General features: G+C 65.5%; 21 protein-coding genes and 1 tRNA gene. 3 read left to right on the forward strand and 19 right to left on the reverse strand.

Features of this window, described 5'->3' with window-relative positions; genetic code table 11:
• Positions 1–68 precede the first annotated feature (68 nt).
• From B5V02_RS17520 to cysK, 8 genes are all read right to left on the reverse strand, one after another.
• Entirely contained in the window at positions 69–2,240 is a 2,172-nt protein-coding gene (locus B5V02_RS17520) for a malate synthase G (protein ID WP_111545470.1), read from the reverse strand.
• Between the two features lie 229 nt (positions 2,241–2,469).
• Positions 2,470–4,512, reverse strand: coding sequence for a hydantoinase/oxoprolinase family protein (locus tag B5V02_RS17525; protein ID WP_111545331.1), 2,043 nt, complete (start codon positions 4,510–4,512; stop codon positions 2,470–2,472).
• A 224-nt stretch (positions 4,513–4,736) separates the two neighbouring features.
• Entirely contained in the window at positions 4,737–5,039 is a 303-nt protein-coding gene (locus B5V02_RS17530; protein ID WP_111545332.1) for a cupredoxin domain-containing protein, read from the reverse strand.
• Positions 5,040–5,097: 58 nt separating this feature from the next.
• On the reverse strand, positions 5,098–5,724 hold the full coding sequence (locus tag B5V02_RS17535; protein WP_111545333.1) for a CDGSH iron-sulfur domain-containing protein: 627 nt from the start codon (positions 5,722–5,724) through the stop codon (positions 5,098–5,100).
• A 195-nt stretch (positions 5,725–5,919) separates the two neighbouring features.
• The gene (locus tag B5V02_RS17540) at positions 5,920–6,291 is read right to left on the reverse strand and encodes a hypothetical protein (protein ID WP_111545334.1); all 372 of its coding nucleotides are present in this window, start codon (positions 6,289–6,291) and stop codon (positions 5,920–5,922) included.
• Positions 6,292–6,639: 348 nt separating this feature from the next.
• A complete protein-coding gene (locus B5V02_RS17545) occupies positions 6,640–7,017 on the reverse strand; it encodes a hypothetical protein (protein WP_245445955.1) in 378 nt (125 codons plus the stop codon).
• Positions 7,018–7,045: 28 nt separating this feature from the next.
• Complete coding sequence (locus tag B5V02_RS17550) at positions 7,046–8,533, reverse strand: pyridoxal phosphate-dependent decarboxylase family protein (RefSeq protein WP_111545335.1); 1,488 nt, start codon at positions 8,531–8,533, stop codon at positions 7,046–7,048.
• 13 nt (positions 8,534–8,546) lie between these two features.
• A complete protein-coding gene (cysK, locus tag B5V02_RS17555) occupies positions 8,547–9,635 on the reverse strand; it encodes a cysteine synthase A (RefSeq protein ID WP_111545336.1) in 1,089 nt (362 codons plus the stop codon).
• A 213-nt stretch (positions 9,636–9,848) separates the two neighbouring features.
• On the opposite strand from cysK, the gene B5V02_RS17560 reads away from it, so the two are divergent.
• The 3 genes from B5V02_RS17560 (at position 9,849) to B5V02_RS17570 (ending at position 12,650) form a co-directional block, all read left to right on the forward strand.
• Complete coding sequence (locus tag B5V02_RS17560) at positions 9,849–11,873, forward strand: transcriptional regulator (protein WP_245445957.1); 2,025 nt, start codon at positions 9,849–9,851, stop codon at positions 11,871–11,873.
• Positions 11,874–11,989: 116 nt separating this feature from the next.
• A complete protein-coding gene (locus B5V02_RS17565; protein ID WP_167458518.1) occupies positions 11,990–12,169 on the forward strand; it encodes a hypothetical protein in 180 nt (59 codons plus the stop codon).
• A gap of 100 nt (positions 12,170–12,269) precedes the next feature.
• Positions 12,270–12,650 (forward strand): YkvA family protein, encoded by a 381-nt coding sequence (locus tag B5V02_RS17570; RefSeq protein WP_111545338.1) that lies wholly within the window; start codon positions 12,270–12,272, stop codon positions 12,648–12,650.
• Between the two features lie 24 nt (positions 12,651–12,674).
• Here the strand turns inward: B5V02_RS17570 and B5V02_RS17575 are convergent, their stop codons facing one another.
• The 11 genes from B5V02_RS17575 to B5V02_RS17630 all read right to left on the reverse strand — a co-directional run bounded on the left by B5V02_RS17575 (position 12,675) and on the right by B5V02_RS17630 (position 23,804).
• Entirely contained in the window at positions 12,675–12,983 is a 309-nt protein-coding gene (locus B5V02_RS17575; protein WP_111545339.1) for a UBP-type zinc finger domain-containing protein, read from the reverse strand.
• Positions 12,983–14,674: an FAD-dependent oxidoreductase gene (locus B5V02_RS17580; RefSeq protein WP_111545340.1), complete on the reverse strand. Its 1,692-nt coding sequence runs from the start codon at positions 14,672–14,674 to the stop codon at positions 12,983–12,985. The genes B5V02_RS17575 and B5V02_RS17580 overlap by 1 nt, the downstream gene beginning before the upstream one ends.
• Before the next feature lie 149 nt (positions 14,675–14,823).
• Positions 14,824–14,908: transfer RNA gene (locus tag B5V02_RS17585), tRNA-Leu, on the reverse strand.
• A gap of 142 nt (positions 14,909–15,050) precedes the next feature.
• Positions 15,051–15,671, reverse strand: a complete 621-nt coding sequence (locus B5V02_RS17590; RefSeq protein ID WP_111545341.1) for a 2,3-bisphosphoglycerate-dependent phosphoglycerate mutase — start codon at positions 15,669–15,671, stop codon at positions 15,051–15,053.
• Between the two features lie 42 nt (positions 15,672–15,713).
• Positions 15,714–16,526 carry a 4-hydroxy-tetrahydrodipicolinate reductase gene (dapB, locus tag B5V02_RS17595; RefSeq protein ID WP_111545342.1) on the reverse strand — a complete coding sequence of 271 codons (813 nt, stop codon included), beginning with the start codon at positions 16,524–16,526 and terminating at the stop codon, positions 15,714–15,716.
• A complete protein-coding gene (locus B5V02_RS17600; RefSeq protein ID WP_111545473.1) occupies positions 16,523–18,382 on the reverse strand; it encodes an ABC transporter ATP-binding protein in 1,860 nt (619 codons plus the stop codon). Before B5V02_RS17600 ends, dapB begins: the two co-directional genes overlap by 4 nt.
• A gap of 81 nt (positions 18,383–18,463) precedes the next feature.
• Positions 18,464–19,510: a glucokinase gene (locus tag B5V02_RS17605; protein WP_111545343.1), complete on the reverse strand. Its 1,047-nt coding sequence runs from the start codon at positions 19,508–19,510 to the stop codon at positions 18,464–18,466.
• A 390-nt stretch (positions 19,511–19,900) separates the two neighbouring features.
• A complete protein-coding gene (gene mepA / locus B5V02_RS17615; protein WP_111545344.1) occupies positions 19,901–20,992 on the reverse strand; it encodes a penicillin-insensitive murein endopeptidase in 1,092 nt (363 codons plus the stop codon).
• Between the two features lie 64 nt (positions 20,993–21,056).
• Complete coding sequence (locus B5V02_RS17620) at positions 21,057–21,980, reverse strand: SDR family oxidoreductase (RefSeq protein ID WP_111545345.1); 924 nt, start codon at positions 21,978–21,980, stop codon at positions 21,057–21,059.
• The gene (gene queG, locus B5V02_RS17625; RefSeq protein ID WP_111545346.1) at positions 21,977–23,131 is read right to left on the reverse strand and encodes a tRNA epoxyqueuosine(34) reductase QueG; all 1,155 of its coding nucleotides are present in this window, start codon (positions 23,129–23,131) and stop codon (positions 21,977–21,979) included. Before queG ends, B5V02_RS17620 begins: the two co-directional genes overlap by 4 nt.
• Positions 23,112–23,804, reverse strand: coding sequence for a glutathione S-transferase family protein (locus tag B5V02_RS17630; RefSeq protein ID WP_111545347.1), 693 nt, complete (start codon positions 23,802–23,804; stop codon positions 23,112–23,114). Before B5V02_RS17630 ends, queG begins: the two co-directional genes overlap by 20 nt.
• Between the last annotated feature and the right edge of the window lie 79 nt (positions 23,805–23,883).

Genomic DNA, 23,883 nt, shown 5'->3' on the forward strand with positions numbered 1-23,883 from the left:
CAAAGGCGGGGGACCGCAGGCGGCGGCACCCGGCCCTTGGCTCCCATCATGCTTTCCGAACCTTCGGCTCAGGCCGAGGCACGCGCCTTCAGCTCCAGCCGCCGCGCGTGCAGCACCGGTTCGGTGTAGCCGTTGGGCTGGATACGGCCCTTGAACACCAGATCGCAGGCGGCCTGGAAGGCGATGGAGCTGTCGAAGTCGCCGGCCATCGGGCGGTAGAGCGGGTCGCCGACATTTTGCAGGTCGACGATGGCCGCCATGCGCCGCAGGGAATCCATCACCTGGATGCGCGAGCAGACGTCGTGGTGCAGCCAGTTGGCGATGTGCTGCGAGGAGATGCGCAGCGTGGCGCGGTCCTCCATCAGGCCGACATCGTTGATGTCAGGCACTTTCGAACAGCCGACGCCCTGGTCGATCCAGCGCACGACATAGCCGAGGATGCCCTGCGCATTGTTGTCGAGCTCACGCTGGATCTCGTCGGGAGTCCAGTTCGGCCGCCTTGCTACCGGCACCGACAGGATGTCGTCGAGCTTGGCCTTGGGCCGGTTCTTCAGTGCTGCCTGCACGGCATGGACATCGACCTTGTGGTAGTGCGTGGCATGCAGCGTCGCCGCCGTCGGCGACGGCACCCAGGCCGTGTTGGCGCCGGCCCTGGGGTGGGCGATCTTCTCGGTGAGCATCGCCGCCATCAGATCGGGCATCGCCCACATGCCCTTGCCGATCTGGGCGTGGCCGGCCAGTCCGCATTCGAGCCCGGTGTCGACGTTCCAGGCCTCGTAGGCGGAAATCCAGGCGGCCTGCTTCATGTCGCCCTTGCGGATCATCGGGCCGGCTTCCATCGAGGTGTGGATCTCGTCGCCGGTGCGGTCGAGGAAGCCGGTGTTGATGAACACCACGCGTTCTTGTGCCGCGCGGATCGCCTCCTTGAGGTTGACGGTGGTGCGCCGCTCCTCGTCCATGATGCCCATCTTGATGGTGTTTTTGGCCATGCCGAGCAGGGCTTCGACACGGTCGAAGATCTCGACGGCGAAGGCGACTTCCTCCGGCCCGTGCATCTTGGGTTTCACGACATACATCGAGCCGGCGCGGGAATTGGCGCGGCGGCCGCTCGGTCCGACATCATGCAGCGCGATCAGCGCCGTCATCGCCGCGTCCAGGATGCCTTCCGGAACCTCATTGCCGTCGCGGTCTGATATCGCCGGATTGGTCATCAGGTGGCCGACATTCCTGACCAGCATCAGCGAGCGGCCGGGCACAGTCAGCGTGCCGCCGGCCGGCGCGGTGTAGGAGCGGTCGGGGTTGAGCCTGCGGACAAAACTCTTGCCGCCCTTGGTGATCTCTTCCGCCAGGTCGCCCTTCATCAGGCCGAGCCAGTTGCGGTAGATCACGACCTTGTCCTCGGCATCGACCGCCGCGACCGAATCCTCGCAGTCCTGGATGGTGGTCAGTGCCGATTCCAGGATGACATCGGCGATGCCCGCCGGATCGGTGCGGCCGATCTGGTTGTTGCGGTCGATCACGATCTCGATGTGCAGGCCGTTCCTGACCAGCAGCACGGCATCGGGATTGGCGGCATCGCCGCGATAGCCGACGAATTGTTTCGGGTTGGCCAGCGTGGTCGAGCCGGCGCCGGCGCTGAGCCGCAACGCGCCTTGCGCCAGCGACAGGCCGTTCACCCCGGCCCATTTGCCCAGGGTGAGCGGGGCAGCCTCATCGAGAAAAGTTTTCGTCCAGGCAACGACCTTGGCGCCGCGCGCCGGATTAAAGCTTTTGCCTTTCTCGGCGCCATCGGTTTCGGGAATGGCGTCGGTGCCGTAGAGCGCATCATAGAGCGAACCCCAGCGCGCATTGGCGGCATTGAGCGCATAGCGGGCATTCATCACCGGCACCACCAGCTGCGGCCCGGCAACGACCGCGATTTCCGGGTCGACATTTTCGGTCGACACGCTGAAGGCCGGCCCCTCGGGGACGAGATAGCCGATCTCCTTCAGGAAGGTCTTGTAAGCCTCGATGTCGACGGGCGCGCCATGGTCGCGATACCAGCCGTCGAGCTTCTCCTGCATGGCGTCGCGTTTTGCGAGCAGCACCCGGTTCTTGGTGCTGAGGTCATGGACGATGGCGGAAAAGCCGTTCCAGAAGTCGGCCCCTTCGATGCCGGTACCGGGCAGCGCATCGCCAGCCACAAAATCATGCAGCTCGCGGGCAATCCGCAATCCGGCGATCTCGATGCGATCGGTCATCAGGCTTCTCCAGATGAAAGGCTTTGCGGCCTTTGGCATGTCAGGTTTGCCGGGTCAATTCAGCTTAGGGTGAAGGCGGCGTATTTACATCGCTTCACATGGCGTGCGGGATTCAGGTCAGGCCGAGTCGAAAATGGTGGATTCCGAGAACCGGAGCGGAGCGTACTTTTTTGTACGTGAGCACCGGAAGCGCAGGAAGCCGCCATTTGCAGGCCGGCCTCACCTGAATCTAAACAGCAATCCTTGGCCTTCCCGAGGCCACCGCCACCACATGCGCCTCGATGAACATTCGCTGGGCTTCGACGGTGGAGACGCGGAATTCGGTCGCGACCTCGATCTCGGCGCTGTCGGTGCCGGCATCCCTGGCCCGTTGGGCAACGATGGCGCGGACATCGGCCTCGGCGGCCGCGATCGCTGCCGTCTCGTCGAGGAAATCGCGCACGGTTTCACCCGAGGCAAGACGAAACAGCCCTTCCTTGGGCTGGCTGACCCGCGCTTCGGCCGAAACCCTGACCTGGCCGACGACGGCGCCGAGCGCGTTGGCGACATCGGTGTCCTCCGGCACCACGCAGTCATTGCCGATCAAGGGCGGCAGGCCGGCATAGTGCAGCGGCGCGGAGGCGCCGAGGCCGATGACCGGGCGGTCGAGCGCGACGCTCAGCCGGGCGATGCCGGGATGGGCGTCGACAGCGCGCTGCACCAGCGCATGCGCCACCGTCGACGCGCCGTCGAGCCCGTCTTCGGCAAAGGCGGTCTCGAGGATGTATTCGGCCGACCAGCGCGTCAGCGTCACCAGCACCCGCTCAGAGATCACCTCCGGCGACGCAGCGATCGGCTGGCCGCGGCCGTCGCGCTTGCGCGCGAACAGTTCGGCGCCGAGGCGGGCGGCGACCGGATCCCAGTTCGCCTGCTTGCCCAGCACATGGGCGGCGTCCGACGGCGTGAAGCCGGCGACATGCACCAGCCCACGCGACACCAGCCGGTTAAGCGTCGCGTTCTGCGCGTTAGAGGTCAAAAGCCTGTCGACTGCGAGCGGCACGGCACCAATCGCCTCGTAGAGCCGCGCTTCGGCGCCGGTCAATCCGGCGGCGAGCCGGTCCGGCACGCCGGTGCGTACCGCAAAGCGACCGTCCATGCGGCCGGGATTGGGCGCGCGCAGCTGGCGCTCCAGCTCCGCCGTCACCGCCTCGCCATGCGCCATGCCGGCCAGCGCCAGCGGCACCAGGCGGCGCGGTCCGAGCAGGATTTTTGGGTTGAGCGCGCCATCCTCCAGCGCCACTTCGGAATCGCCGCCAAGGCCGAAGGTGCGCATGGCCACCGCCTCGACCATGGTGCGGAAGCCGCCGACGGTGGCGCCTTCCGGATCGAGCCGCGGCCGGCCCTTGTCGAGCACGGCGACGTCGGTGGTGGTGCCGCCGATGTCGGAGACCATGGCGTTGTCGAGCCCGGTCATGTGCCGCGCGCCGACCAGGCTGGCGGCCGGGCCAGACAGAATGGTCTCGATCGGCCGCTGGCGGGCAAACGCCGCCGAAACCAGAGCGCCGTCGCCGCGCACCACCATCAGGGGCGCGGCGATGTTGCGCTGTTCAAGAAAGCCTTCGGTTGCCGCCACCAGCCGGTCGATCATCGAGATCAGCCTGGCGTTGAGCAGCGTGGTCAGCGCCCGGCGCGGGCCGCCGAGCTTTGCCGACAGCTCGTGGCTTGATGTGACCGGCAGGCCGGTCTTTTCGCGGATCAGCTCGCGGGCCGTGATTTCGTGCGCCGGATTGCGGGTGGCGAAATAGGCGCAGACGGCAAAGCCGGACACCGAGGCGCCAAGTTCCGGCAGCGCTGCCTCCAGGCCGGACAGGTCGAGCCTGGCGGCATTGCCATGCACGTCATGGCCGCCGGGGCAGAACACCACCGGGTCGGTGCCGAGCGCCGCCTTCAGCCCGTCGCGAGCGAGGTCCGCCTCGGAGAAGCCGATCATCACCAGCGCCACGCGGCCGCCCTGGCCCTCGACCAGCGCGTTGGTGGCGAGCGTCGTCGACATCGAGACCAGTTTGATCGCGGCCGGATCGGTGCCCGCCTTCTGCAGCACCGCGTCGACCGCGCCGGAAATGCCGACCGCAAGGTCATGCCTTGTGGTCAGCGCCTTGGCCTTGGCCAGCACCTTGCCCTTGTTCGGCCCGTCTTGCTTGCCTTCCGTTTCAGACCACAGCACGGCATCGGTATAGGTACCGCCGGTGTCGATCCCGAGGAACAGCGGCTTTGGCTTGGTCTTGGCAGTCATTTCTGATGGTGATCCGGCTGGCGAATTTGTCTGACCCTGCCCTTAGCCGATACAGGCCGGCCGATAAAGCAGCGAGCGCTGGGCCAACACGTGATGATCATGATGAGGACTTGATCTCTCCGTCTGGGGGAGATCGGTAGCTTTGGCCGCAGCACTTATTGACCATCTCCCGCCGACGCCGGAAGTCTTCGGGCCATGACCGAAGGGAGTCTGGCGAGATGCCGCTATTTCGCCGTGACAGTGCCTTTCATCGAGCTATGGATCGCACAATGGAATGGGTGTGCGCCGGCAGCTGATATCTTGACCTTGGCGCTCTTGCCGGTGGCGAGATGGCCGGTGTCGAAGGAGCCGTCAAGCGCGGTGGCGGTGTGGGTCATCGGGTCGGCATTGGTGAAGGTGACGGTATCGCCGACGGCGACCGAGATTTTCGACGGGTTGAATTTCATGCCCTTGATCTGGACCGCATGATTGGCGGCGTAGGCGGGGATGGCAAAGGCAAGCAGAGCGAGAACGATCATGGTGCGCATGATGGATTTCCTCCTGAGCGCGGACCCTCATCCTACACTAACGCTGGCGAACGGCCTTTCATGCCACGAAGCCGATCTTTTTATGCGTCCCATCGCAAAACGGCTTGTTGGCCGAGTGGCCGCAACGGCAGAGGAAGGTGCGTTGCGTGCGATCGACGGTGTGGCCGGTGCCGGTGACGATCTCCAGATTGCCCTCGAGCTTGAGCGGGCCGTCCTTCGTCGGGGTGACCTTGAGCGGACCGTCGCGCGTTTCCAGCGCCGGCGTGTCCTTCAGCGGCGGCTCACCGGTGGCGGTGAAACCAGATTTGTTGTGGCTGCCGTCGCAGAACGGCTTGTTTTCCGAAGCGCCGCAGCGGCAGAGCGTGGCGCGATAAAAAGTCTCGCCGTCGAGCACGATCTCGGCGTGTACGGCCAGCGGGCCGTTTTCCCGCAGACGCACCGTGTTGACCACCGGCGGCCGTTCCTGCGGCCCGCCATCCTTCCTGACGTAGGTGATGGCGCCCGAGGGGCAGCTTTCGGCGATGGCGACGATCTTCTCGACGCTGGCCGCCTCGGGATGGATCCATTGCCCCGGTGCGTTGGGCACGAAGACGTGCGGATCGCCAAGCACGCAGTTGCGCGAATGGATGCAGCGCTTGCCGGAGAACCCGACGTCGATCTTGTCGCTTTCGACCATGCCGGCCATGGCTAGCCTCCTGTTGCCTGGAGCACGTCGCGTCCAAACGGACAGACGCGACGCGCTTTGGGTGTTTGTGCAGGCTATGTTTTAACGCAATTCCCTAGGGGAAGCGCTACGCGCTTTTCCCGGGAAAACCGTTTCACACTTTTCCTGGAATTGCTCTATGGCTCCAACAGGAAAACCGTCAAGCTGGCAAACCGGTCAGGGGACCAGATCAATTTCCTCGGTCTCGCCGCCGCTGCAGGTATAGCAGCAATCGTCGCATTTTTCCTTGTTGCCGGGGCCGACGCCCCAATAGGTCTCCTCGTCGCCATCGACCCAGGCGCCGTAACAGATCGATTCCCCTTCGTTGCAGGATATCGGCAAGGACTTGGTCTCGCCGTCATTGAGGTAAAAATCCTGGTCGTTGCCCGGCCAGACATAGTCGCGGTCCTGGCTGTAAAGCTCAAGGCGCATGGCATTGGGATGGCTGTTCTTGATGGCAAACGTAACGTCGCCGGCATGTGCCGACGGCGCGACCAGCATGACGAGAGACAGCGCGGCCAGCGTGCGGCGCGCATAGGCGTAAAACATGGTAACCCCCTGGAAAGACACGGCCTACCCGGCCGCGGTGCGACCATGGCACGCTGCATTGAATCGCGGAAGTGGGTCGGCTGAACCGATCCCTGACTTAATTTGGGTCTGACTGCTCTAGGTTTTGTTTTTACGCATGTCGTTCTCCCAAAACCGCCGAGCATCCCCGGGTCAAGCTCGAGGACATGCTTTGGACGACATGCATTGAGGTGTGTTGAGATTCAGGTCAGGCCGAGCCGAAAATGGTGGGTTCCGAGAACCGGAGCGGAGCGTACTTAAAGTACGTGAGCACCGGAAGCGCAGGAACCCGCCGTTTGCAGGCCGGCATCACCTGAATATCGACACACCTTAGGGCACCAGATCGATCGTCTCGGTCGTGTGTTCCACACAGATGAAGCAGCAGGTGTCGCAGGGCTGGTCATTGTCCGGCCCAACGCCGGCGGAGATGCTGTCGTTGCCATCGACCCAGGCGCCGTAGCAGATGTGTTCGCCCTGATTGCAGGTGAGCGGCACCGATTTCTGCGAACCGGGATCGATCAGAAACACCTGATCGTTGCCCGGCCAGACCGTTTCGCGGTCGCGGCTGAACAGCTCGACAGCAACCGCTTCCTTGCGCAGGTTCTTGACGAAGAAGGCCATCTCGGTGGCCTCGGCCGAACTGGTGAAGACCAAGGCAGCAAGTGCAGCCATGCGAAACAGCGTCACGGTCTCGATCTCCCGAATCATGGCGGCAGAATCGCATGCCTGCCGGGAACTAGGAAGACGCAGGACGCTGCGCCGCGATCTGCCGTCCCAGCCTCGTCACTTGACGCACCAGAAGGTCGAGATCCTCGCGCCGGGTGCGGTGGTTGGTGATTGCCACCCGCAGCCAGTGCTGGCCATGCACCGTGGTGTCGGAGAGTGCTGCAATGCCCTCTTCCTGCAGTCGCAGCATGATTTCGGTGTTGAGCGCCTTCAGCGCCTCGCCCCTCAAACCGGGCTGATAGCGGAAACAGACGATGTTGATGGTTGGCGAGGCGGCGAGCTCCAGTTCCGGCTCGGCCTCGATCAGCCCGGCGAGATAACCCGCCTGCGCGATGTTCTGGTCGATCAGGCGGCCGAACTTGTCGCTGCCATGCTCCTTCAGCGCCATCCACACCTTGAGCGCGCGAAACCCGCGCGTCGTCTGCAAGCCGTAATCATGCAGCCATTCGCCGGAGGCGAGGCCGCGCGGTGTCGATTCCAGAAATTCCGGCGTCACGGCGAAGGTCTTGCGATGCGCGACGGCATCCCTGACCAGGGCGCAGCCAACCTCGAACGGCGCGTGCAGCCATTTGTGCGGGTCGAGCGCGACCGAATCGGCCCATTCGATGCCGGCGACGCGATGGGCATTTTCGGGCGCGATGGCGATCAGCGCACCAATGCAGCCGTCGACATGGAACCAGAGGCCTTCCTCATGCGCCAATTTGGCAAGCGCCTGCAGGTCGTCGATCGCGCCGGTGTTGACCGTGCCGGCCGTGCCAATGACGCAGGCCGGCTTGAATCCGGCCGCGCGGTCCTCGGCAATCGCTGCGCGCAAGGCAGCGATGTCGATGCGCAGTCCGGCATCGGTCGGGATGCGGCGCAGCGCCCGGTTGCCGAGGCCGAGCGCCTCCATCGCCTTGCGGTGGCAGGAATGGATCTGGTCCGAGCCGTAGAAACGCAACGGCTTCTCGATGGCGGCAACGCCATGCTCGCGCACGTCGATGCCGGCCTTGGCGTTGCGCGCTACCGTCAGCCCGATGATGTTGGCCATCGAGCCGCCGCTGACCAGCGTGCCGCCGGCAGAAGCAGGAAAACCCAGCATCTGCTTGCACCAGTTCACCACCTGGCTGTCCATCAGCCCGGCGGCATGGTTGCCGCCGCCGAGATTGGAGCCCTGGATTGCCGCGAGGAAGTCGCCGAGAGCGCCGGCAAGGTTGCTCGACCCCATGTACCAGGACCAGAAGCGCGGATGGATGTTGCCCATCGGATAGGGCATCACATTGCGTGCGACCTCGGCATAGACATCGGCGAGCGGCGATGGCGATCGCGGCAAAGGTGCGGTGAAGAATGCCCGCACCTCGCCAGGCATCTCCTGCCACACCGGACGCTCCCTGACATCGCGCAGATGAGCGACGGCATCGTCGACGATCCGGTGCGACAGGGCCTGCACATCGGCCCAGTCCCGGGGGTCAAGCGTTTCCTCCGCCATCATGCCAAGGGTTTCCTGCGCCGCGTCCATGACCGGTCCTCCCTCAAGCCGCCGGGAACTGGCAGCCGGGCGTCGAGCGCGACAGGGCGATCTCGTCGGCGTCCATCTCGGCCTCGATGCCGTCGAACAGCGGCGTCGACATGTAGCGCTCGCCGGTGTCGGGCAGCATGCACAGGATCACCGCGCCGGCTGGCGCCCGTTCGGCGACCTGCCGCGCCACGGCGAAGGTGGCGCCGCCGGAAATGCCGGTGAAGATGCCTTCCTGGCGTGCCAGCGCCTTGGCCCATTTGATGCCCTCGGGCCCGGCAATCGGCATCACCTCGTCATAGAGGCTGGCGTCGATCGCTTCCTGCAGCACATTGGGGATGAAGTCCGGCGTCCAGCCCTGGATCGGGTGCGGCTCGAAGGCCGGGTGGGTGGCGGCGGGAGCGCCATCGGCACCGCGCTGCTGCGCCTTGCCGCTGCCGATGAGCTGCGCGTTGGCCGGCTCGGACAGCACAATGCGGGTGTCCGGCCGTTCCCGCCGCAGCACGCGCGCCACGCCGACGACCGTGCCGCCGGTGCCATAGCCGGTGACGAAGCAGTCGAGCCGCGAACCGGCGAAATCGTTGATGATCTCGCGCGCCGTCGTCGCCTCGTGGATGGCGGCATTGGCCGCCGTCTCGAACTGGCGGGCGAGGAACCAGCCATTGGCCTCAGCCAGCTCCACCGCCTTCTTGTACATGCCAAAACCCTTCTCGGCGCGCGGCGTCAGCACCACCTTGGCCCCCAGCATGCGCATCAGCTTGCGGCGCTCGACGGAAAAACTGTCGGCCATGGTGACGACCAGCGGATAGCCCTTCTGCGCGCAGACCATGGCCAGCCCGATGCCGGTGTTGCCGCTGGTCGCTTCGACGATGGTCTGGCCCGGCTTCAGCGCGCCGCTGCGCTCACCCTCCTCGATGATGTTGAGCGCCAGCCGGTCCTTCACCGAGGCGCCGGGGTTGAAGAACTCGGCCTTCACATAGATCGTCGCATGGGCCGGCCCCAGATTGTTGATGCGGACCACCGGCGTGTCGCCGACGGTGTCGAGAATGCTGTCGAACAGGTGGCCGCGCCCGGCCGTGGTCCTGATTTTCTGCTGATGCAACATCTTTGATCTCCTCGATCGTTTTCCATCACAAGCCGGTTACAAACCGGCGGCTTGGGCGGCGAGGTTTCGAGACCTTGCCGCGATAGGACAGACATGCCGGCGATGCGGCAATGGCGGTATCCGGCGCGAAATTCGCAGCCGGATGCGCCGTGTCGCGTTCGGTGGTACAGGAGAGGCCGACAGGCCAGCGTGGGAGCAGGCGTGGAAACGCACGTGGAATCCGCCACATCGAGGCTGGACGGCGAAGCGACCGGCCTATCCGTGCGCCTGCTTGGATCGCTGACGATCTCCCGCAACGGCGTTCCGGTGGCGCTGCCGGCCTCACGCAAGCTGCGGGCGCTGTTTGCTTATCTGGCGCTGGCGCCGCACGCCGTTGGCCGCAGTCGCCTGTGCGAGCTGTTGTGGGACGTGCCCAACGACCCCCGTGGCGAGCTGCGCTGGTGCCTCAGCAAGCTGCGCGGCGTTCTCGACGAGCCCGACCGGCGCCGCGTCTCCACGCAAGGCGACACGGTCGCGCTTGATCTGAGCGATTGCCCGGTTGATGCGCTGGAGGTCACCAACGCTGCCGCGCAAGGGATCGGCGCCCTTGACGTGGAGCGGCTACGGGCGCTGGCAAAACTGTTCGCCGGCGATTTCCTCGACGGGCTGGAGCTCGAACGCAGCCCGCATTTCAACAGCTGGCTGGTCGCTCAACGCCGCCGCTTTCACTCATGCCATGCCGCCGTGCTGGAGCAGCTTGCCGCAAACCATCCGGCTGACACACCGGATGTGTCCGCGTATCTCGACAAATGGGTCGAGCTGGCGCCATTCGACACGCGCGCGCATGTGGCACTGCTGGCCAATCTGGCCGAGCGCGGCGAGATCGGCGCCGCCGAGGATCATTTGGCGTCGGCGGCTCGGCTGTTCCAGTCGGAGGCGCTCGATTTCGGACCGGTCCACGCCGCCTGGCGGGCGATGCGCGAGCAACGGTCAGGTGCTTCGTTCCGGGCACAACCTGCCTGCCTGTCCGCAGTGTCGCGTCTGGTCGCCGCACCCGACGACGCCGGTCCGGTCGAGCCCAGCCACGCTTCGCTGGCGGTAATGCCGTTTGTCGAGGAAACCGGCGGCACGCGCGGCGGGCTCGCCGACGGTTTCACCCACGACATCATCACCCGCCTGGCCAAGCTCAGGGATTTCTTTGTCATCGCGCGCGGATCGGTGTTTGCACTGGCCGAGAAGAACATCGCGCCTGAGGATGCCGGGCGCCGGCTGAATGTCGACTATGTCGCCACCGGCACCGTACGCAGCCCGCCCGGCCGCCTCATTGTCAGCGTCGAACTCATCGAGGTGCGCACGGCCAGGATCGTCTGGGCCGAGACGTTCGAGCGCCGGCCCGACGACATCTTCGGCGTGCTTGACGATATCGGCAACAGCATCGTCTCATCGATTTCGGCCGAGATCGAAACGGTCGAGCGCAACCGCGCCATGCTGAAGGCGCCCAATTCGCTCAACGCCTGGGAGGCCTATCATCGCGGCCTCTGGCACATGTACCGCTTCACCCAGGCCGAGAACGAGCACGCGCGGCATTTCTTCGATATGGCCGTGCAGCTCGATCCCACCTTTGCCCGCGCCTATGCCGGCCTGTCCTTCACCCATTGGCAGAACGCCTTCCAGCGCTGGGGCGACCGCGACCGGGAAAGTGGGCTGGCCTTCGAGAGCGCCGGCCACAGCCTGCTGGTCGACGACCACAATCCGGCCGCGCACTGGGCGATGGGCCGGGCGCTGTGGCTGCGCGGCGAGCAGGACGGCTCGCTGCTCGAGCTGGAACGGGCGGTCGATCTCAGCCCCAACTTCGCGCTTGGCCACTACGCGCTGTCCTTCGTCCACTCGCAGTCGGGCGACCCGCAGGCGGCGATCGGCTCGTCCGACCATTCGCGCCATCTCAGCCCGTTCGACCCGCTGCTGTTCGGCATGCTGGGGGCGCGGGCGATGGCGCATGTCCGGCTCGGCCAGTTCGAGGAGGCGGCCGAATGGGCGCTGAAGGCGGCGGCGCGGCCCAACGCCCACGCCATCATCCTGGCGATCGCAGCACACTGCCTGGCGCTGGCGGGACGCCTCGACGAGGCGCGCGGCTTTGCCGCCGCCATCCGCAAGACGTTGCCGAACTATGGCGTCGACGATTTCATCGGCACCTTCCGCTTCGAGCCGGACGCCGTGGCGCTGTTCCGGCAAGGCGCAAGGCGGATCGGGCTGGGCTGAAGCCGGGATGCCACCAAAACTTCGGCCTCAATTCCGCCGGGTTAACAATGTCGGAAGGGGATGCTTAACCGTTTTCGGCTATGTCACCCCCCGGGGGGCCTGACAAAGTGAGTATGATGAGCAACAGCCCCGACAAGCGCAACGAATGGCGCGCCATCTTTTACGTGCAAGCCCGCGTTGCCATCCTGTTCGTGCCGGTTGTCGCCAGCCTGCTGATCATAGCCGCACTGGCCGGCAACGAACGCAAATCCGTTCCCGGCACGATCGACCCGACCGTCACAGGCTCCGTGCGTTAGACCGGTGGTCGTCAGTTCTTCGGGGCGGCCGGCAAGGAGGAACGGCCAGGCGCTTGGCGTGCGCTATCGGTGCGTTGTCGTTTGGCGCTAAAGTCATCCAATGGCACTGAGTGAATGGGCGCGGACGATCAAGCGCGACGTGCATGCGCTCTACCTCGCCGCAGGCGATCCCCGAACGCCGTGGTACGCCAAGGCGCTTGCCTTGTGTGTCGCAGGCTACGCCTTGTCCCCAATCGACCTGATCCCCGATTTCATCCCGGTGATTGGCTACCTCGACGATGTGATCCTGGTCCCCTTGGGCGTCCTTGCCGTGATCAAGATGATACCGCCCGAGGTGATGGCGGAACACAGACAGGCCGCCGCCCTTGCCGTTGACAGGCCAGTGAGCCGCAGCGCCGCGGTGATCATCGCTTGTATCTGGATCGCTTCGGTCGCGCTGGCGGGATGGCTGGGATATCGATACTTCGCCGGCAGATTTTGAAGTCGCGTCCCGATAACGTCGGGCTCAATAAAAGCGCGGGATCGGACCGTTCTGTGGCGTGGTGCGGTCGCCGAGGTCGAGAAAGACCTCGTCGATGTAGCACCATCCCCAGCCCTCCGGCGGATCGTAGCCCTCGATGATCGGATGTCGGGTGGCGTGAAAATGCTTGGTGGCGTGACGATTGGGCGAGTCGTCGCAGCAGCCGACATGGCCGCAGGTGCGGCAGAGCCGCAGATGCACCCATTCCGAGCCGCTCTTCAGGCATTCCTCGCAACCGAGCGCGCTCGGCGTCACGTCCTTGATATCAGCCGCATGTCTGCATTCATCCGCCATCACATTCTCCCGATCCGTTCCGGTGTAACGGCCTGGCTGCCGTCTTGCGCGAGATATGCGTGCAATGCCGCCACCACCTGGGCACCTTCGCCGACGGCCGCCGCAACGCGCTTGACCGAGCCGGCGCGGACGTCGCCGATGGCAAACACCCCGCTGCGGCTCGTCTCCATCGCACCATGCCCCGATCCTAGGTCGGATCCGGTGCGCACGAAACCCTTGGCGTCCAGCGCCACGTTGCAGTTCGCCAGCCAATCCGTATTCGGGTCGGCGCCGATGAACAGAAAGAGGTGGCGGATCGGGCGCGTCGTTTCCGCGCCGCTGGCGCGGTTGCGCCACCGCACGGTGGCAAGACTGCCCTCGTCGCCGTCCAGCGCCTCGACCTCGGTCCCGGTCAGAACCTCGATGTTCGGCTGCGCCCTGATGCGCTCGACCAGATAGCGCGACATGCTGGCATCGAGGCTGCCGCCGCGCGCCAGCAGCGTCACCTTGCGGACGTGGCTGGCCAGGTAGACAGCCGCCTGTCCGGCCGAATTGCCGGCGCCGACCAGTGCCACTTCCTGGCTCTGGCAAAGCCGCGCTTCGATCGGCGAGGCCCAATAATGCACACACGTTCCCTCGAACTGCGCCAGGTTGGCGACATCGAGGCGGCGGTAGCGCGCGCCGCTGGCGATCACCACGGTGCGCGTCCGCACGGTCTCGCCGTCGCCGACATCAAGCGTGTAACGGGCGCCGTCGGTCGCAGCGCTCAGCAGCTTCGCCTCGTCCGGTATCACCATTTCGACGCCGAATTTCTGCGCCTGGTTGTAGGCGCGCGCCATCAGCGCCATGCCCGAAATGCCGGTCGGGAAGCCGAGATAGTTCTCGATGCGCGAAGAGGCGCCGGCCTGTCCGCCGAAGGCCCGGCAATCGAGCACGATCGTCGACAGCCCTTCGGACGCCGCATAGACGGCCGCCGCCAACCCCGCCGGCCCGGCGCCGACGATGGCGACGTCGTATAATTTGTCGGCATCGATCGGCCGCAGCAGGCCGATGCAGCGGGCGAGGTCCTTCTCGCCGGGATTGAGCAACAGCCTGCCGTTCGGACACAGCACGATCGGCAGATGATGAGGGTCGACATCGAAGCGCTCGACCAGGGTTTTGGCGCAAGGATCACTGTCGGAATCAAGCACACGGTGCGGCTGGCCGCTGCGAGCCAGGAAACCCTGCAGCCGCAAGACGTCGCTGTTGTCGACGGGCCCGATGATGACCGGCCCACTGGTGGCGCTTTCCAGCAGCCCGACACGGCGCAGGATCAGCGCCCGCATGATGCGCTCGCCGAGATTGGCCTCCTGCACCATCAGGTCGCGCAGCCTCTGCGAGGGGATGACGAACGCCTCCACCGGCTCGGCGGCCTGCGCATTCACCAGCGAGGGGCGGGCCGAAAGCTGCGCCAGTTCGCCGACAAAACTGCCCGGACCATGCGTGACGATCGTTTCGCGCCGGCCGAGCCCGCCATCCTGGGTGATGTCCACTCTGCCCGACAGGACGACGATCAAGCCGGGCGCCACAGCGCCGGCTGTGACGATGTGCTCGCCGGCGGCATAGAAGCTGGCCTCGCCGAACCGGCGCATGTGATCGATGTCGGCTTCAGCCAGCGTTGGGAACGCCTGATCGCGACGCGCGCCGAAGATCGGGTTGGTGGTTTGAGACATGGTTTCGAGCCTACCGAAGCGGCCGCGGAGTTTGAAGCGGTTTGTTGAGCGCCTAGCCGGGAGGAGAGGTTGGCGGCAACAAAAAAGCCCGGACGAACCGGGCTTTTTCTTTGGGTCTCTGAACCATCGAATGGTTCGAAACGGGAATTTGGTGCCCAGAAGAGGACTCGAACCTCCACTCCTTGCGGAACACGGACCTGAACCGTGCGCGTCTACCAATTCCGCCATCTGGGCTGGTGCGGGCTCATGTAAGCGGGCAAGCGATGTGTGTCAACGCGCTTTTTTCAAAGCATGATCCCGAAAAGTGGGAACCGGTTTTCGGAAAAGATCATGCCCAATCAAGAATGGCCAACTGTGCTTGCCGGCTCAAGGATCGTCAGTCGTCCAGCACTTCCTTCGAAGCCACCGTCGAATCGGCATTGAGCTCGTAGATGACCGGCACGCCGGTGCCGAGTTCCAGTTTGACGATCTCCTCGCCCGACTTGCCGTCCAGTGCCATGATCAGCGCGCGCAGCGAGTTGCCGTGCGCGGCGACCAGCACGGTGCCGCCGCGCAGCACATGCGGCTGCAGGTCATGCAGGTAGTAGGGCCAGACGCGGGCGCCGGTGTCCTTCAGGCTTTCGCCGGCGGGCGGCGACACGTCGTAGGAGCGGCGCCAGACGTGCACCTGCTCCTCGCCCCATTTCTTGCGGGCATCGTCCTTGTTGAGGCCGGAGAGATCGCCATAGTCCCGCTCGTTCAGCGCCTGGTCGCGGATGGTTTTCAGATCGCTCTGGCCGACGGCGTCGAGAATATGCTGGCAGGTTTTTTGCGCCCGGATCAGCGCCGAGGTGAAGGCGATGTCGAATTTCACGCCGCGCGCCTTGAGTTTTTGGCCCGCGGCCTTGGCCTCGGCGTGGCCCTGCTCGGTCAGGTCGACATCGCGCCAGCCGGTGAACAGGTTCTTCAGGTTCCATTCGCTCTGGCCGTGGCGCACGAGCACGAGGGTTCTCGACATGTTTGCTCCCTTCAGTTTGGCAGATTGGCAGATTTTGGCCGCTCAGCTGAGGCCGAGCACGTCCCGCATCGAATACAGTCCCGGCTTGCGGCCACGCGCCCACAGGGCGGCCTTGACGGCGCCACGGGCGAAAATGGCGCGGTCCTCGGCATGGTGGGACAGCGTGATGCGCTCGCCGGTGCCGGCCAGCAGCACGCTGTGATCGCCGACCACCGAGCCGCCGCGCAGCGTGGCGAAGCCGATCGAACCCGTTTTTCGCACCCCGGTGTGGCCGTCGCGGACGCGCACATCATTGCCGGTAAGCGTGATGCCGCGCCCGGCGGCGGCGGCCTCGCCGAGCAGCAGCGCCGTGCCCGACGGCGCGTCGACCTTGTGCTTATGGTGCATTTCGAGGATCTCGATATCGAAATCGTCGGCGTCGAGCGCGCGTGCCGCCTGTTCGACCAGCACCGCCAGAAGATTGACGCCGAGGCTCATATTGCCCGACTTGACGATCATCGCATGGCGCGCCGCCGCCGCGATTTTCGCATTGTCGTCGACCGAGCAGCCGGTGGTGCCGATGACATGGACGATGCGCGCCTGCGCCGCGTAGCCGGCGAATTCGACGCTAGAGGCCGGCGTGGTGAAATCGAGCACGCCATCGGCCCTGGCGAAGACCGGCAGCGGATCGTCGCCGATCGGCACGTCGATGCGGCCGATGCCGGCAAGTTCGCCGGCATCCTTGCCCAGATAGGGTGATCCCGCGCGCTCGACGGCGCCGATGACCCGGGCGCCCGGAATGGTGTGGATGGCGCGGATCAGCGTCTGGCCCATGCGGCCGGCAGCACCCACCACGACCAGGCCCATATCGCTCATGAAGGTCTCCCGACCGCCTTTTTCGCGCGGCTGCGCGGCGGCGGAGTTTGGATTGGCTTGGCATCATCGACAAGCCCCAGCCCCTTTTTGCCCTGCACCCGGTGGAAGCGGGCATAGACGCTGTGCGGATCGGCCATCAGCGAGGCATGCGTGCCCTGTTCGACCAGATGGCCCTGTTCCAGCACGATGATGTGGTCGGCATTGACCACCGTCGACAGCCGGTGGGCGATGACGATGGTGGTGCGCCCTTCCATGACCTGGATCAGCGCTTCCTGGACCCGGGCCTCGGCCTCGTTGTCGAGCGCCGACGTCGCCTCGTCGAGCAAAAGGATCGGCGCCTGCCGCACGATGGCGCGGGCGATCGAGACGCGCTGGCGCTGGCCGCCCGACAGTGTCACGCCGTTTTCGCCAACCGGCGTGTCGTAACCCTGTGGCTGCTGGCGGATGAAGCCGTCGGCCTCGGCCTGCCGCGCGGCCTGTTCGATCTCGGCATCGGTGGCGTTCAACCGGCCATAGCGGATGTTGTCGCGGATCGTGCCTTCGAACAAATAGGGTTGCTGCGAGACATAGGCGATGGAGCTGCGCAGCGAGTGCTTGGTGATCTTGGAAATGTCCTGGCCGTCGATCACGATCGTACCTGCCTCGACGTCGTAGAAGCGCTGCAGCAGCGCCACCAGCGTCGTCTTGCCGGCGCCGGAGGCACCAACGATGGCGGTCATCTTGCCGGCCGCGGCGACGAAGCTCAGGTCCTGCAGCACCGGCGCCTCCTCGACATAGCGGAAGGACACGTTGTTGAAACGCACTTCGCCCGTGGTGAACCTCGCCTCGGCGGCTCCCGGCGTGTCACCCTGCTGCGGCTCGATATCGAGAAGTTCGTAGATCATGCGCGCATTGACCAGCGCGCGCTCCATGCCGACCTGCATGCGCGCCAGCCGCCGTGCCGGATCATAGGCGAGCAGCAGCGCGGTGATGAAGGAAAACACCGCACCCGGCGGCTGTCCGAGAACGATCGCCCGATAGCCGGAATAGGCGATGACACCGGTGACGGCGAGGCCGGCCAGCATGTCGGAGATCGGCGACAGCCGTTCCGAGACGCGGGCGATCTTGTTTCCCCGCTGCTCGGCGCTGTCGGCGAGCGCGCCGATGCGGCGCGACAGCTCCTCTTCCATGGTGAAGGCCTTGACGATGGCAATGCCTTGCGTGGCCTCCTGCACGGCGCCGATCAGCCGCGAGTTGATCTGCACCGATTCGCGGGTAATGCGGCGCACCCGGCGCATCAGGTAGGTGACGGTCCAGATCAGCGGCGGCCCGATCAGCAGGGAACTCAGGGAGAGAACGGGATCCTGGTAGATCATGACGCCAAGCAGGCCGAGCAGCGTCACGCCATCGCGCGCAATCGACGTCAGCGTCATCGACAGGAGGTCGCGGATGCCGTTGACATTCTCGTTCATCTGCGCGGCCAGACGGCCCGAACGCGTGTCGCTGAAAAAGCCGACGCCAAGCTTCATCAGATGGTCGAAGAGGCGTTTCTGGTAGCGCGCCACCAGATTGTTGCCGACCTTGGCCAGCGTCACCGCCTGGCCATAGCCGGCGAAACCGCGCACGAGGAAGGCTGCCATGATGGTGGCGCATATCCACACGATCAGATCGCCACGCCGTTCATAGAATATCTGGTTGACCACCGGGCTCATGACCCAGGCGGTGAAGGCGGTTGTCCCGGACACCGCGATCAGGCAGGCCGCGGCAAAAGCGTAGGACCAGCGGTAATCACGGCCGTTTTCAGCGATGATGCGGCGGAGCACCGCTGTGACCGCACGGGGCGTGACTTTCGGCTTGCTTGGTGTCTGAAATGTCAAATCGGAGCGCTTCACAGGTTTCCGCTTCCCGTGTCCGGGTTGCAATTCGGCACTCCTCTTAGCGCCAAGGGGCCGGCTTGCCTATGCCTTGGGGTGACTAACTTCGTCGCGCCAGCGCCGGCCCGCGGTCTGCACACCGAACAGCGACGGGTTTCTGGCATAGGCGGCAAGACCCAAAAGCGCTGCCAGCGGGTGGGTGATCACATAGACCGGCATGGTGCGCATCAGCGCACTGTGCGGCGCCTTGTCCTCGAAGGCGGCGCGGAAATTGCCGGCCTTCAGCGCCGGCACGATCTTCTGCGCAATGCCGCCAGTGAGGAACACGCCGCCGCGGCTCATGAACACCAGGGCAAGATCGCCGGCGGTGCGCCCGAGGCAGGTGACGAAGGTCTCTAGCGCTTCTTCCGCAACCGGATCGGTCTTCGCAAGTGCTGCGGCGGTGACTTCCGCCGGCGTGGTGAAGGGCGACGGCTTGCCGTCGGCCCTGGCCACCGCCCGGTAGACGTTGACGAGGCCGCGTCCGCACAGGATCTGCTCGCCCGAAATGCGGCCCTCGAGCTTCTCGATATGCGGGAAAACCTCGAAATCGCGCGGCGTGCGCGGGCCGATGTCCATATGGCCGCCCTCGCCCGGCACCGGTATCCAGTGGGCAAGCGCGTAGACCAGCCCGGCGACGCCGAGCCCGGTTCCCGGACCGAGCACGACGCGCCCGGCATTGGGCTCCGGCGTGCCGCCGCCGATCTTTTCCATGTGCTCCTCGCCGAGCGCGACGACGGCCAGCGCCTGCGCCTCGAAATCATTGAGCACGACGATGTCGCTCAAGCCGAGGCTGGCGAACATCTGCCTGGGCTTGACGATCCAGGGACAGTTGGTGAGCTCGATCTCGTCGCCGTCGACCGGGCCGGCCACCGCCAGCACCGCCGAATTGGGGCGGACCGACGAACGGTCGAGCACGGCCGCCTGGATCGCCTCGTCGATGGTGTTGTAGTTGGCGGTCTGGACGATGGTCGGCTCGCCGGCCTCGGAATTGGCGTCGAGCACAATCGAGAAGCGCGCATTGGTGCCGCCAATGTCGCCGATCAGGATCGGAAACCGCAACAAAGTATCGTCGTCGCCCGTGCTTGGCATGCTCTCGTCCGTCCCCGGCGCCCCCGACGGCGTATCGCCGTTCTTCCGTTGACTAGCGCATGAGTTTGAAAAGGGAAAGCCGCTTCGGCGTTAGCTCAAGGGCAATCGCTTCAGGTTTCGAATTCGCCCCATCAGCCTTTCCGACCGCTGACGCTGCCCCTCACCCGCCTGCCGGCATCCTCTCCCCGTATAGTGACGGAGACAGGGGCGCTGCCATCGATGGTTTCGCCATTTATCAGTGTTGCAAGAAAGGCGCCGGCATTGCGGCCAGCCCCCTTCTCCCCGTCACTATACGGGGAGAAGTGCCCGGCAGGCGATGAGGTGCAGCGCCGACTTAGGCGATTGACTCGTCTCCAGCGCAAATTGGAAGCTGGAGCGATCCCCTGACGGTCAGTTTCCCGGCCGTGGCCGCGGCAGCGGGATGCCGATCTCGGGGGTCGCTGTGAATGCGTTCACCGAGCTTGGCAAGCCGGCCGCGCCACTGGCCGTGGTGGCGGGCAGCGAAGGCACTTCGGGTTCAGGCATTGCGGCCGCGACCGGCACGCTGCCGCCATGATAGGTCGCGGCCTCGGCAGAAGCCGGACCCGGCGCGTCGAGCACGGCGCGGCATTCCTTTGGCAGGTTCGCCATCGTCATCAGGTCACGGGCCTTCGGCGCATCCGGGTTCTTGTTGGGCCGCCAGGGCTCTTCGGTGAACCACCAGGCGAGCGGCTTGCCGCAGCCGTCATCGGGCGGCGTTGCTTCCTGCGCCTTGCAGTTGGGCGAGCCCGGCTGGCAGCCGATGCGCATGTGGAAATGATAGTCGTGGCCCCAGAACGGCCTGATCTTGCGCAGCCAGTCGCGGTCGCCCTTGACGGTGTCGCAGAGCTTTTTCTTGATGCCAGGATTGACCAGGATGCGTTCGACCTCGGGATAGCTCGCCGCCCGCTTCAGAAGCCGTGCATGCGCCGGCGTCCACAGTGCGTCCTTCACCAGATGGGTCTTCTCGTCGACCATCAAGGTGGCGCTCTTGGTTTCGCGCTGCGCCACCGACAACGGGGAGCTGGGCATCGGCGTCAGCCAGATGTCGGCGTCGAGACCAATCTGGTGCGAGGCGTGGCCTGTCATCATCGGGCCGCCGCGCGGCTGCGAAATGTCGCCGATCAGCAGGCCGGGCCAACCATCGGCCGCGGCGTCGCGCGACAATTTCTCGATCACCGCGATCATCGCCGGATGGCCCCAGCGGCGGTTGCGCGACGGCCGCATCACCTCCCAGGTCGGACCGTCCATGGGAATGGCGACACCGCCGGCAAAGCAGCCCTTGGAGTAGAAGCCTATCGACTGCGGCGATGTCGCCACCGGCAATTTCTTGGCACCGAACAGATCCTTCGCCCGTTCCTCGGCCGCCGCTGGCTGCGCGGCGAGCCCGGCCAGCGCGAACAGGCCGAGCGCTGTGGCCAGCAGTGATTTCCTGCCGAGAGATCGCCGCGTCGCTGTCTTCATGAAACCGGATCCCCACCGCAATCCAAGGCCGAATCATAGCATGCAACGCGCGGCGCTTCGATGATTAGCGCTTCATCGGGCTGCGCGGCTCGCCATCGCGCCAGTCGCCGCTTGCCCACATATGGTCGAAGGCGGCGCGGTAATCCGGAAAGCGAAGGGAATAGCCCGCCGCCTTGATCGCCGCGTTGGCGACGCGCTTGTTCTCGCCATAGAAGGACCGCGCCATGGGCGAAAGTTGGGCGGCGTCGAAAGGAATTTCGGGCGGCGGTGTGACGCCCATCAGCGACGCGGCATAGGCGACGACATCCTGCGGCGGCGCCGGCAAGTCGTCGGTGACGTTGAAGATGCCGCCGGTATTGCCGTCGATCAGCTGCCACAGCGCGCCGGCAATGTCGTCGCAATGGATGCGGTTGAACACCTGGTCCGGCTTGACCAGCCGTCTCGCGGTGCCGTTTTCGAGATTGACCAAAGCGTTGCGGCCCGGCCCGTAAATGCCGGACAGGCGCAGGATCGCCACCGGCCGGCCGATCTCCCGGCCGAGTTCCAGCCAGTCCTGTTCGGCAGCCACCCGCATCACCGAGCGCTTCGACACCGGCCGGCACTCGGCCGTTTCATCGACCCATGCGCCGTCATAATTGCCGTAGACGCCGACCGTCGAGAGATAGCCGATCCATTCGAGCGCCGGCATCCGGGCCACGATGTCGGCGCGGGCGGCATTCAGCACGGGATCGCCGGCCTCTTCCGGAGCGACCGAAACCACCAGATGCGTTGTGTTTCCCAGCGCATCGCCGATTTCACCGGTCAGTGCGCCGTCGAACAGCAGCGGCGCGATGCCGGCCTGCCGCAGCGCCTCGAACTTTTCCGGCGAACGCGTCGTCCCCGAGAGCCTCGCGGCAGCTTTGCTGGCGCGCGAAAAAGCCTTGCCGGCTCGGGCAAAAGCCTTGCCGGAATAGCCGGCGCCGAAAATGAATATCTGCTTTTCACTCATGCATGCGCCCTGGTTGGCCGCGCCACACGCCATTCGTCGCGCACGGCCGCATCGCCCTCGGTTTTCAGGCCGGTCGCGGCCCGTTCGGAATATTCGGCGTCGGGCACGAGCCGCGCCAGCGCCCATATTGCCGCGCCCCGCACCAGCGGCGAGGCATCGTCCAGCAAGACACGCACGGCACCGGCAAGTGCTGCATCGCCGGAATTGCCGGCGGCGATCAGCACGTTTCGGACAAAACGATCACGGCCGATGCGTTTTATCGGCGAGCCGGAGAAAAAGGCGCGGAAGGCTGCATCGTCGAGTTGCAGCAATTCGGCGAGCGGCGGTTCGCGCAATTCGTCACGCGCGGCGAGTTTTGCTTCGGAGGCAGCCCGGGCGAATTTGTTCCACGGGCAGGCGGCGAGGCAATCGTCGCAGCCATAGATGCGGTTGCCGATCTTCTCGCGGAATTCATGCGGGATCGGCCCCTTGTTCTCGATGGTGAGATAGGAGATGCAGCGCCGCGCATCGAGCCGGTAAGGCGCCGGGAACGCATCGGTCGGGCAGACGTCGAGGCAGGCGCGGCAGGAGCCGCAATGGTCGATCTCCGCCCGGTCGGGCAAGAGTTCGGCTGTCGTGAAGATGGTGCCGAGGAACAGCCAGGAGCCGTGCTCGCGGCTGACCAGATTGGTGTGCTTGCCTTGCCAGCCGAGTCCGGCGGCCTCGGCCAGCGGCTTTTCCATCACCGGTGCCGTGTCGACGAACACCTTCACGTCGCCGCCGGCGCGCGCCACAAGCTTGCCGGCGATCTCCTTGAGCCGGCCCTTCATCACCTCGTGATAGTCACGGTTCTGCGCATAGACCGAGATGGCGCCACGGTCGCGCTTGGCCAGCACTTCGCGCGGATCATGATCGGGGCCGTAATTCATCGCCAGCACGATGATCGAGCGCACTTGCGGCCAGAGTGCCGTGGGTTCGCCGCGGCGTTGAAGCGTCTCGGCGATCCAGTCCATTGAGCCGTGAAAGCCGTCGGCGACGAATTCGGCCAGGCGCGCCGGCGCCAGCGGGATCGCATCGGGGGTGGTGACGGCGACGGCATCGAAGCCGGCGCGATGCGCCTCTGCGTCGATCAGCGCGCGCAGTTTTACGGGATCAGAAGTCGAGGTCCGCATAATGCGACACCGGCGACAGGCCGCGCACCCGGTCGGTCAAAAGCGGCCGGAAGGAGGGCCGCGACTTCACCCGCGTGTACCATTCGCGCGCCGCGGCGTGTTCGCGCCAGTCGATCTCGCCGAGATAGTCGAGCACCGACAGCGTCGCCGCGGCCGCGAGATCGGCGTAGGTGACCCTGCTGCCAGCCAGCCAATGGCGGGTGCCGGCCAGCCAGTTGGTGTATTTCATGTGCTGGCGGATGTTGGCGCGCGCCGCACGGATGGCTCCTGAATCGGGCGAACCGCCGCCCGCCGTTTCCGGCATCACCGGCTTCAGCACGCGCTCGCGCACCAGATGGCGGGTGACTTCGCTTTCGGCCTTGTTGAGATACCAGTCGATCAACCGGCGGATTTCGGCGCGCTGCATCGGGTCCTCGGCGAACAGCCGCTTGTCGCGCTTCAAGACGCCGCGTGTCTCATCGAGATACTCGGCAATGACGGTTGCGCCGACGATCGGCACGTCGCCTTCAGCCAAAAGGATCGGCAGCGTGCCGGCCGGGTTCAGCGCCAGGAACTCCTTGCGCCGGGTCCACGGCTTTTCCTCGATCAGGGCCAGCTCCTCGCCATACTCGCCAAAAGCGAGGCGGACGAAGCGACAGGTGGCGAACATGGGATGGTGGAAAAGCGTCAGCATGGTTCCGCGATGATAAAGCGCACTGGCGAATCGCCGGGCGCACCGGTAAGTCTTGGCCGCCCGGTTAGCGGGCCGTCAG

Origin of the sequence: Mesorhizobium kowhaii (assembly GCF_003253745.1) — a bacterium.
Lineage (GTDB): Bacteria > Pseudomonadota > Alphaproteobacteria > Rhizobiales > Rhizobiaceae > Mesorhizobium > Mesorhizobium kowhaii.

Bases quoted from the DNA above. Each gene is read 5' to 3' on its own strand.
- B5V02_RS17520 (WP_111545470.1), bottom strand. From the start codon at position 2,240: ATGACCGATCGCATCGAGATCGCCGGATTGCGGATTGCCCGCGAGCTG.
- B5V02_RS17525 (WP_111545331.1), bottom strand. From the start codon at position 4,512: ATGACTGCCAAGACCAAGCCAAAGCCGCTGTTCCTCGGGATCGACACC.
- B5V02_RS17530 (WP_111545332.1), bottom strand. From the start codon at position 5,039: ATGCGCACCATGATCGTTCTCGCTCTGCTTGCCTTTGCCATCCCCGCC.
- B5V02_RS17535 (WP_111545333.1), bottom strand. From the start codon at position 5,724: ATGGCCGGCATGGTCGAAAGCGACAAGATCGACGTCGGGTTCTCCGGC.
- B5V02_RS17540 (WP_111545334.1), bottom strand. From the start codon at position 6,291: ATGTTTTACGCCTATGCGCGCCGCACGCTGGCCGCGCTGTCTCTCGTC.
- B5V02_RS17545 (WP_245445955.1), bottom strand. From the start codon at position 7,017: ATGATTCGGGAGATCGAGACCGTGACGCTGTTTCGCATGGCTGCACTT.
- B5V02_RS17550 (WP_111545335.1), bottom strand. From the start codon at position 8,533: ATGGACGCGGCGCAGGAAACCCTTGGCATGATGGCGGAGGAAACGCTT.
- cysK (WP_111545336.1), bottom strand. From the start codon at position 9,635: ATGTTGCATCAGCAGAAAATCAGGACCACGGCCGGGCGCGGCCACCTG.
- B5V02_RS17565 (WP_167458518.1), top strand. From the start codon at position 11,990: ATGAGCAACAGCCCCGACAAGCGCAACGAATGGCGCGCCATCTTTTAC.
- B5V02_RS17570 (WP_111545338.1), top strand. From the start codon at position 12,270: ATGGCACTGAGTGAATGGGCGCGGACGATCAAGCGCGACGTGCATGCG.
- B5V02_RS17575 (WP_111545339.1), bottom strand. From the start codon at position 12,983: ATGGCGGATGAATGCAGACATGCGGCTGATATCAAGGACGTGACGCCG.
- B5V02_RS17580 (WP_111545340.1), bottom strand. From the start codon at position 14,674: ATGTCTCAAACCACCAACCCGATCTTCGGCGCGCGTCGCGATCAGGCG.
- B5V02_RS17590 (WP_111545341.1), bottom strand. From the start codon at position 15,671: ATGTCGAGAACCCTCGTGCTCGTGCGCCACGGCCAGAGCGAATGGAAC.
- dapB (WP_111545342.1), bottom strand. From the start codon at position 16,526: ATGAGCGATATGGGCCTGGTCGTGGTGGGTGCTGCCGGCCGCATGGGC.
- B5V02_RS17605 (WP_111545343.1), bottom strand. From the start codon at position 19,510: ATGCCAAGCACGGGCGACGACGATACTTTGTTGCGGTTTCCGATCCTG.
- mepA (WP_111545344.1), bottom strand. From the start codon at position 20,992: ATGAAGACAGCGACGCGGCGATCTCTCGGCAGGAAATCACTGCTGGCC.
- B5V02_RS17620 (WP_111545345.1), bottom strand. From the start codon at position 21,980: ATGAGTGAAAAGCAGATATTCATTTTCGGCGCCGGCTATTCCGGCAAG.
- queG (WP_111545346.1), bottom strand. From the start codon at position 23,131: ATGCGGACCTCGACTTCTGATCCCGTAAAACTGCGCGCGCTGATCGAC.
- B5V02_RS17630 (WP_111545347.1), bottom strand. From the start codon at position 23,804: ATGCTGACGCTTTTCCACCATCCCATGTTCGCCACCTGTCGCTTCGTC.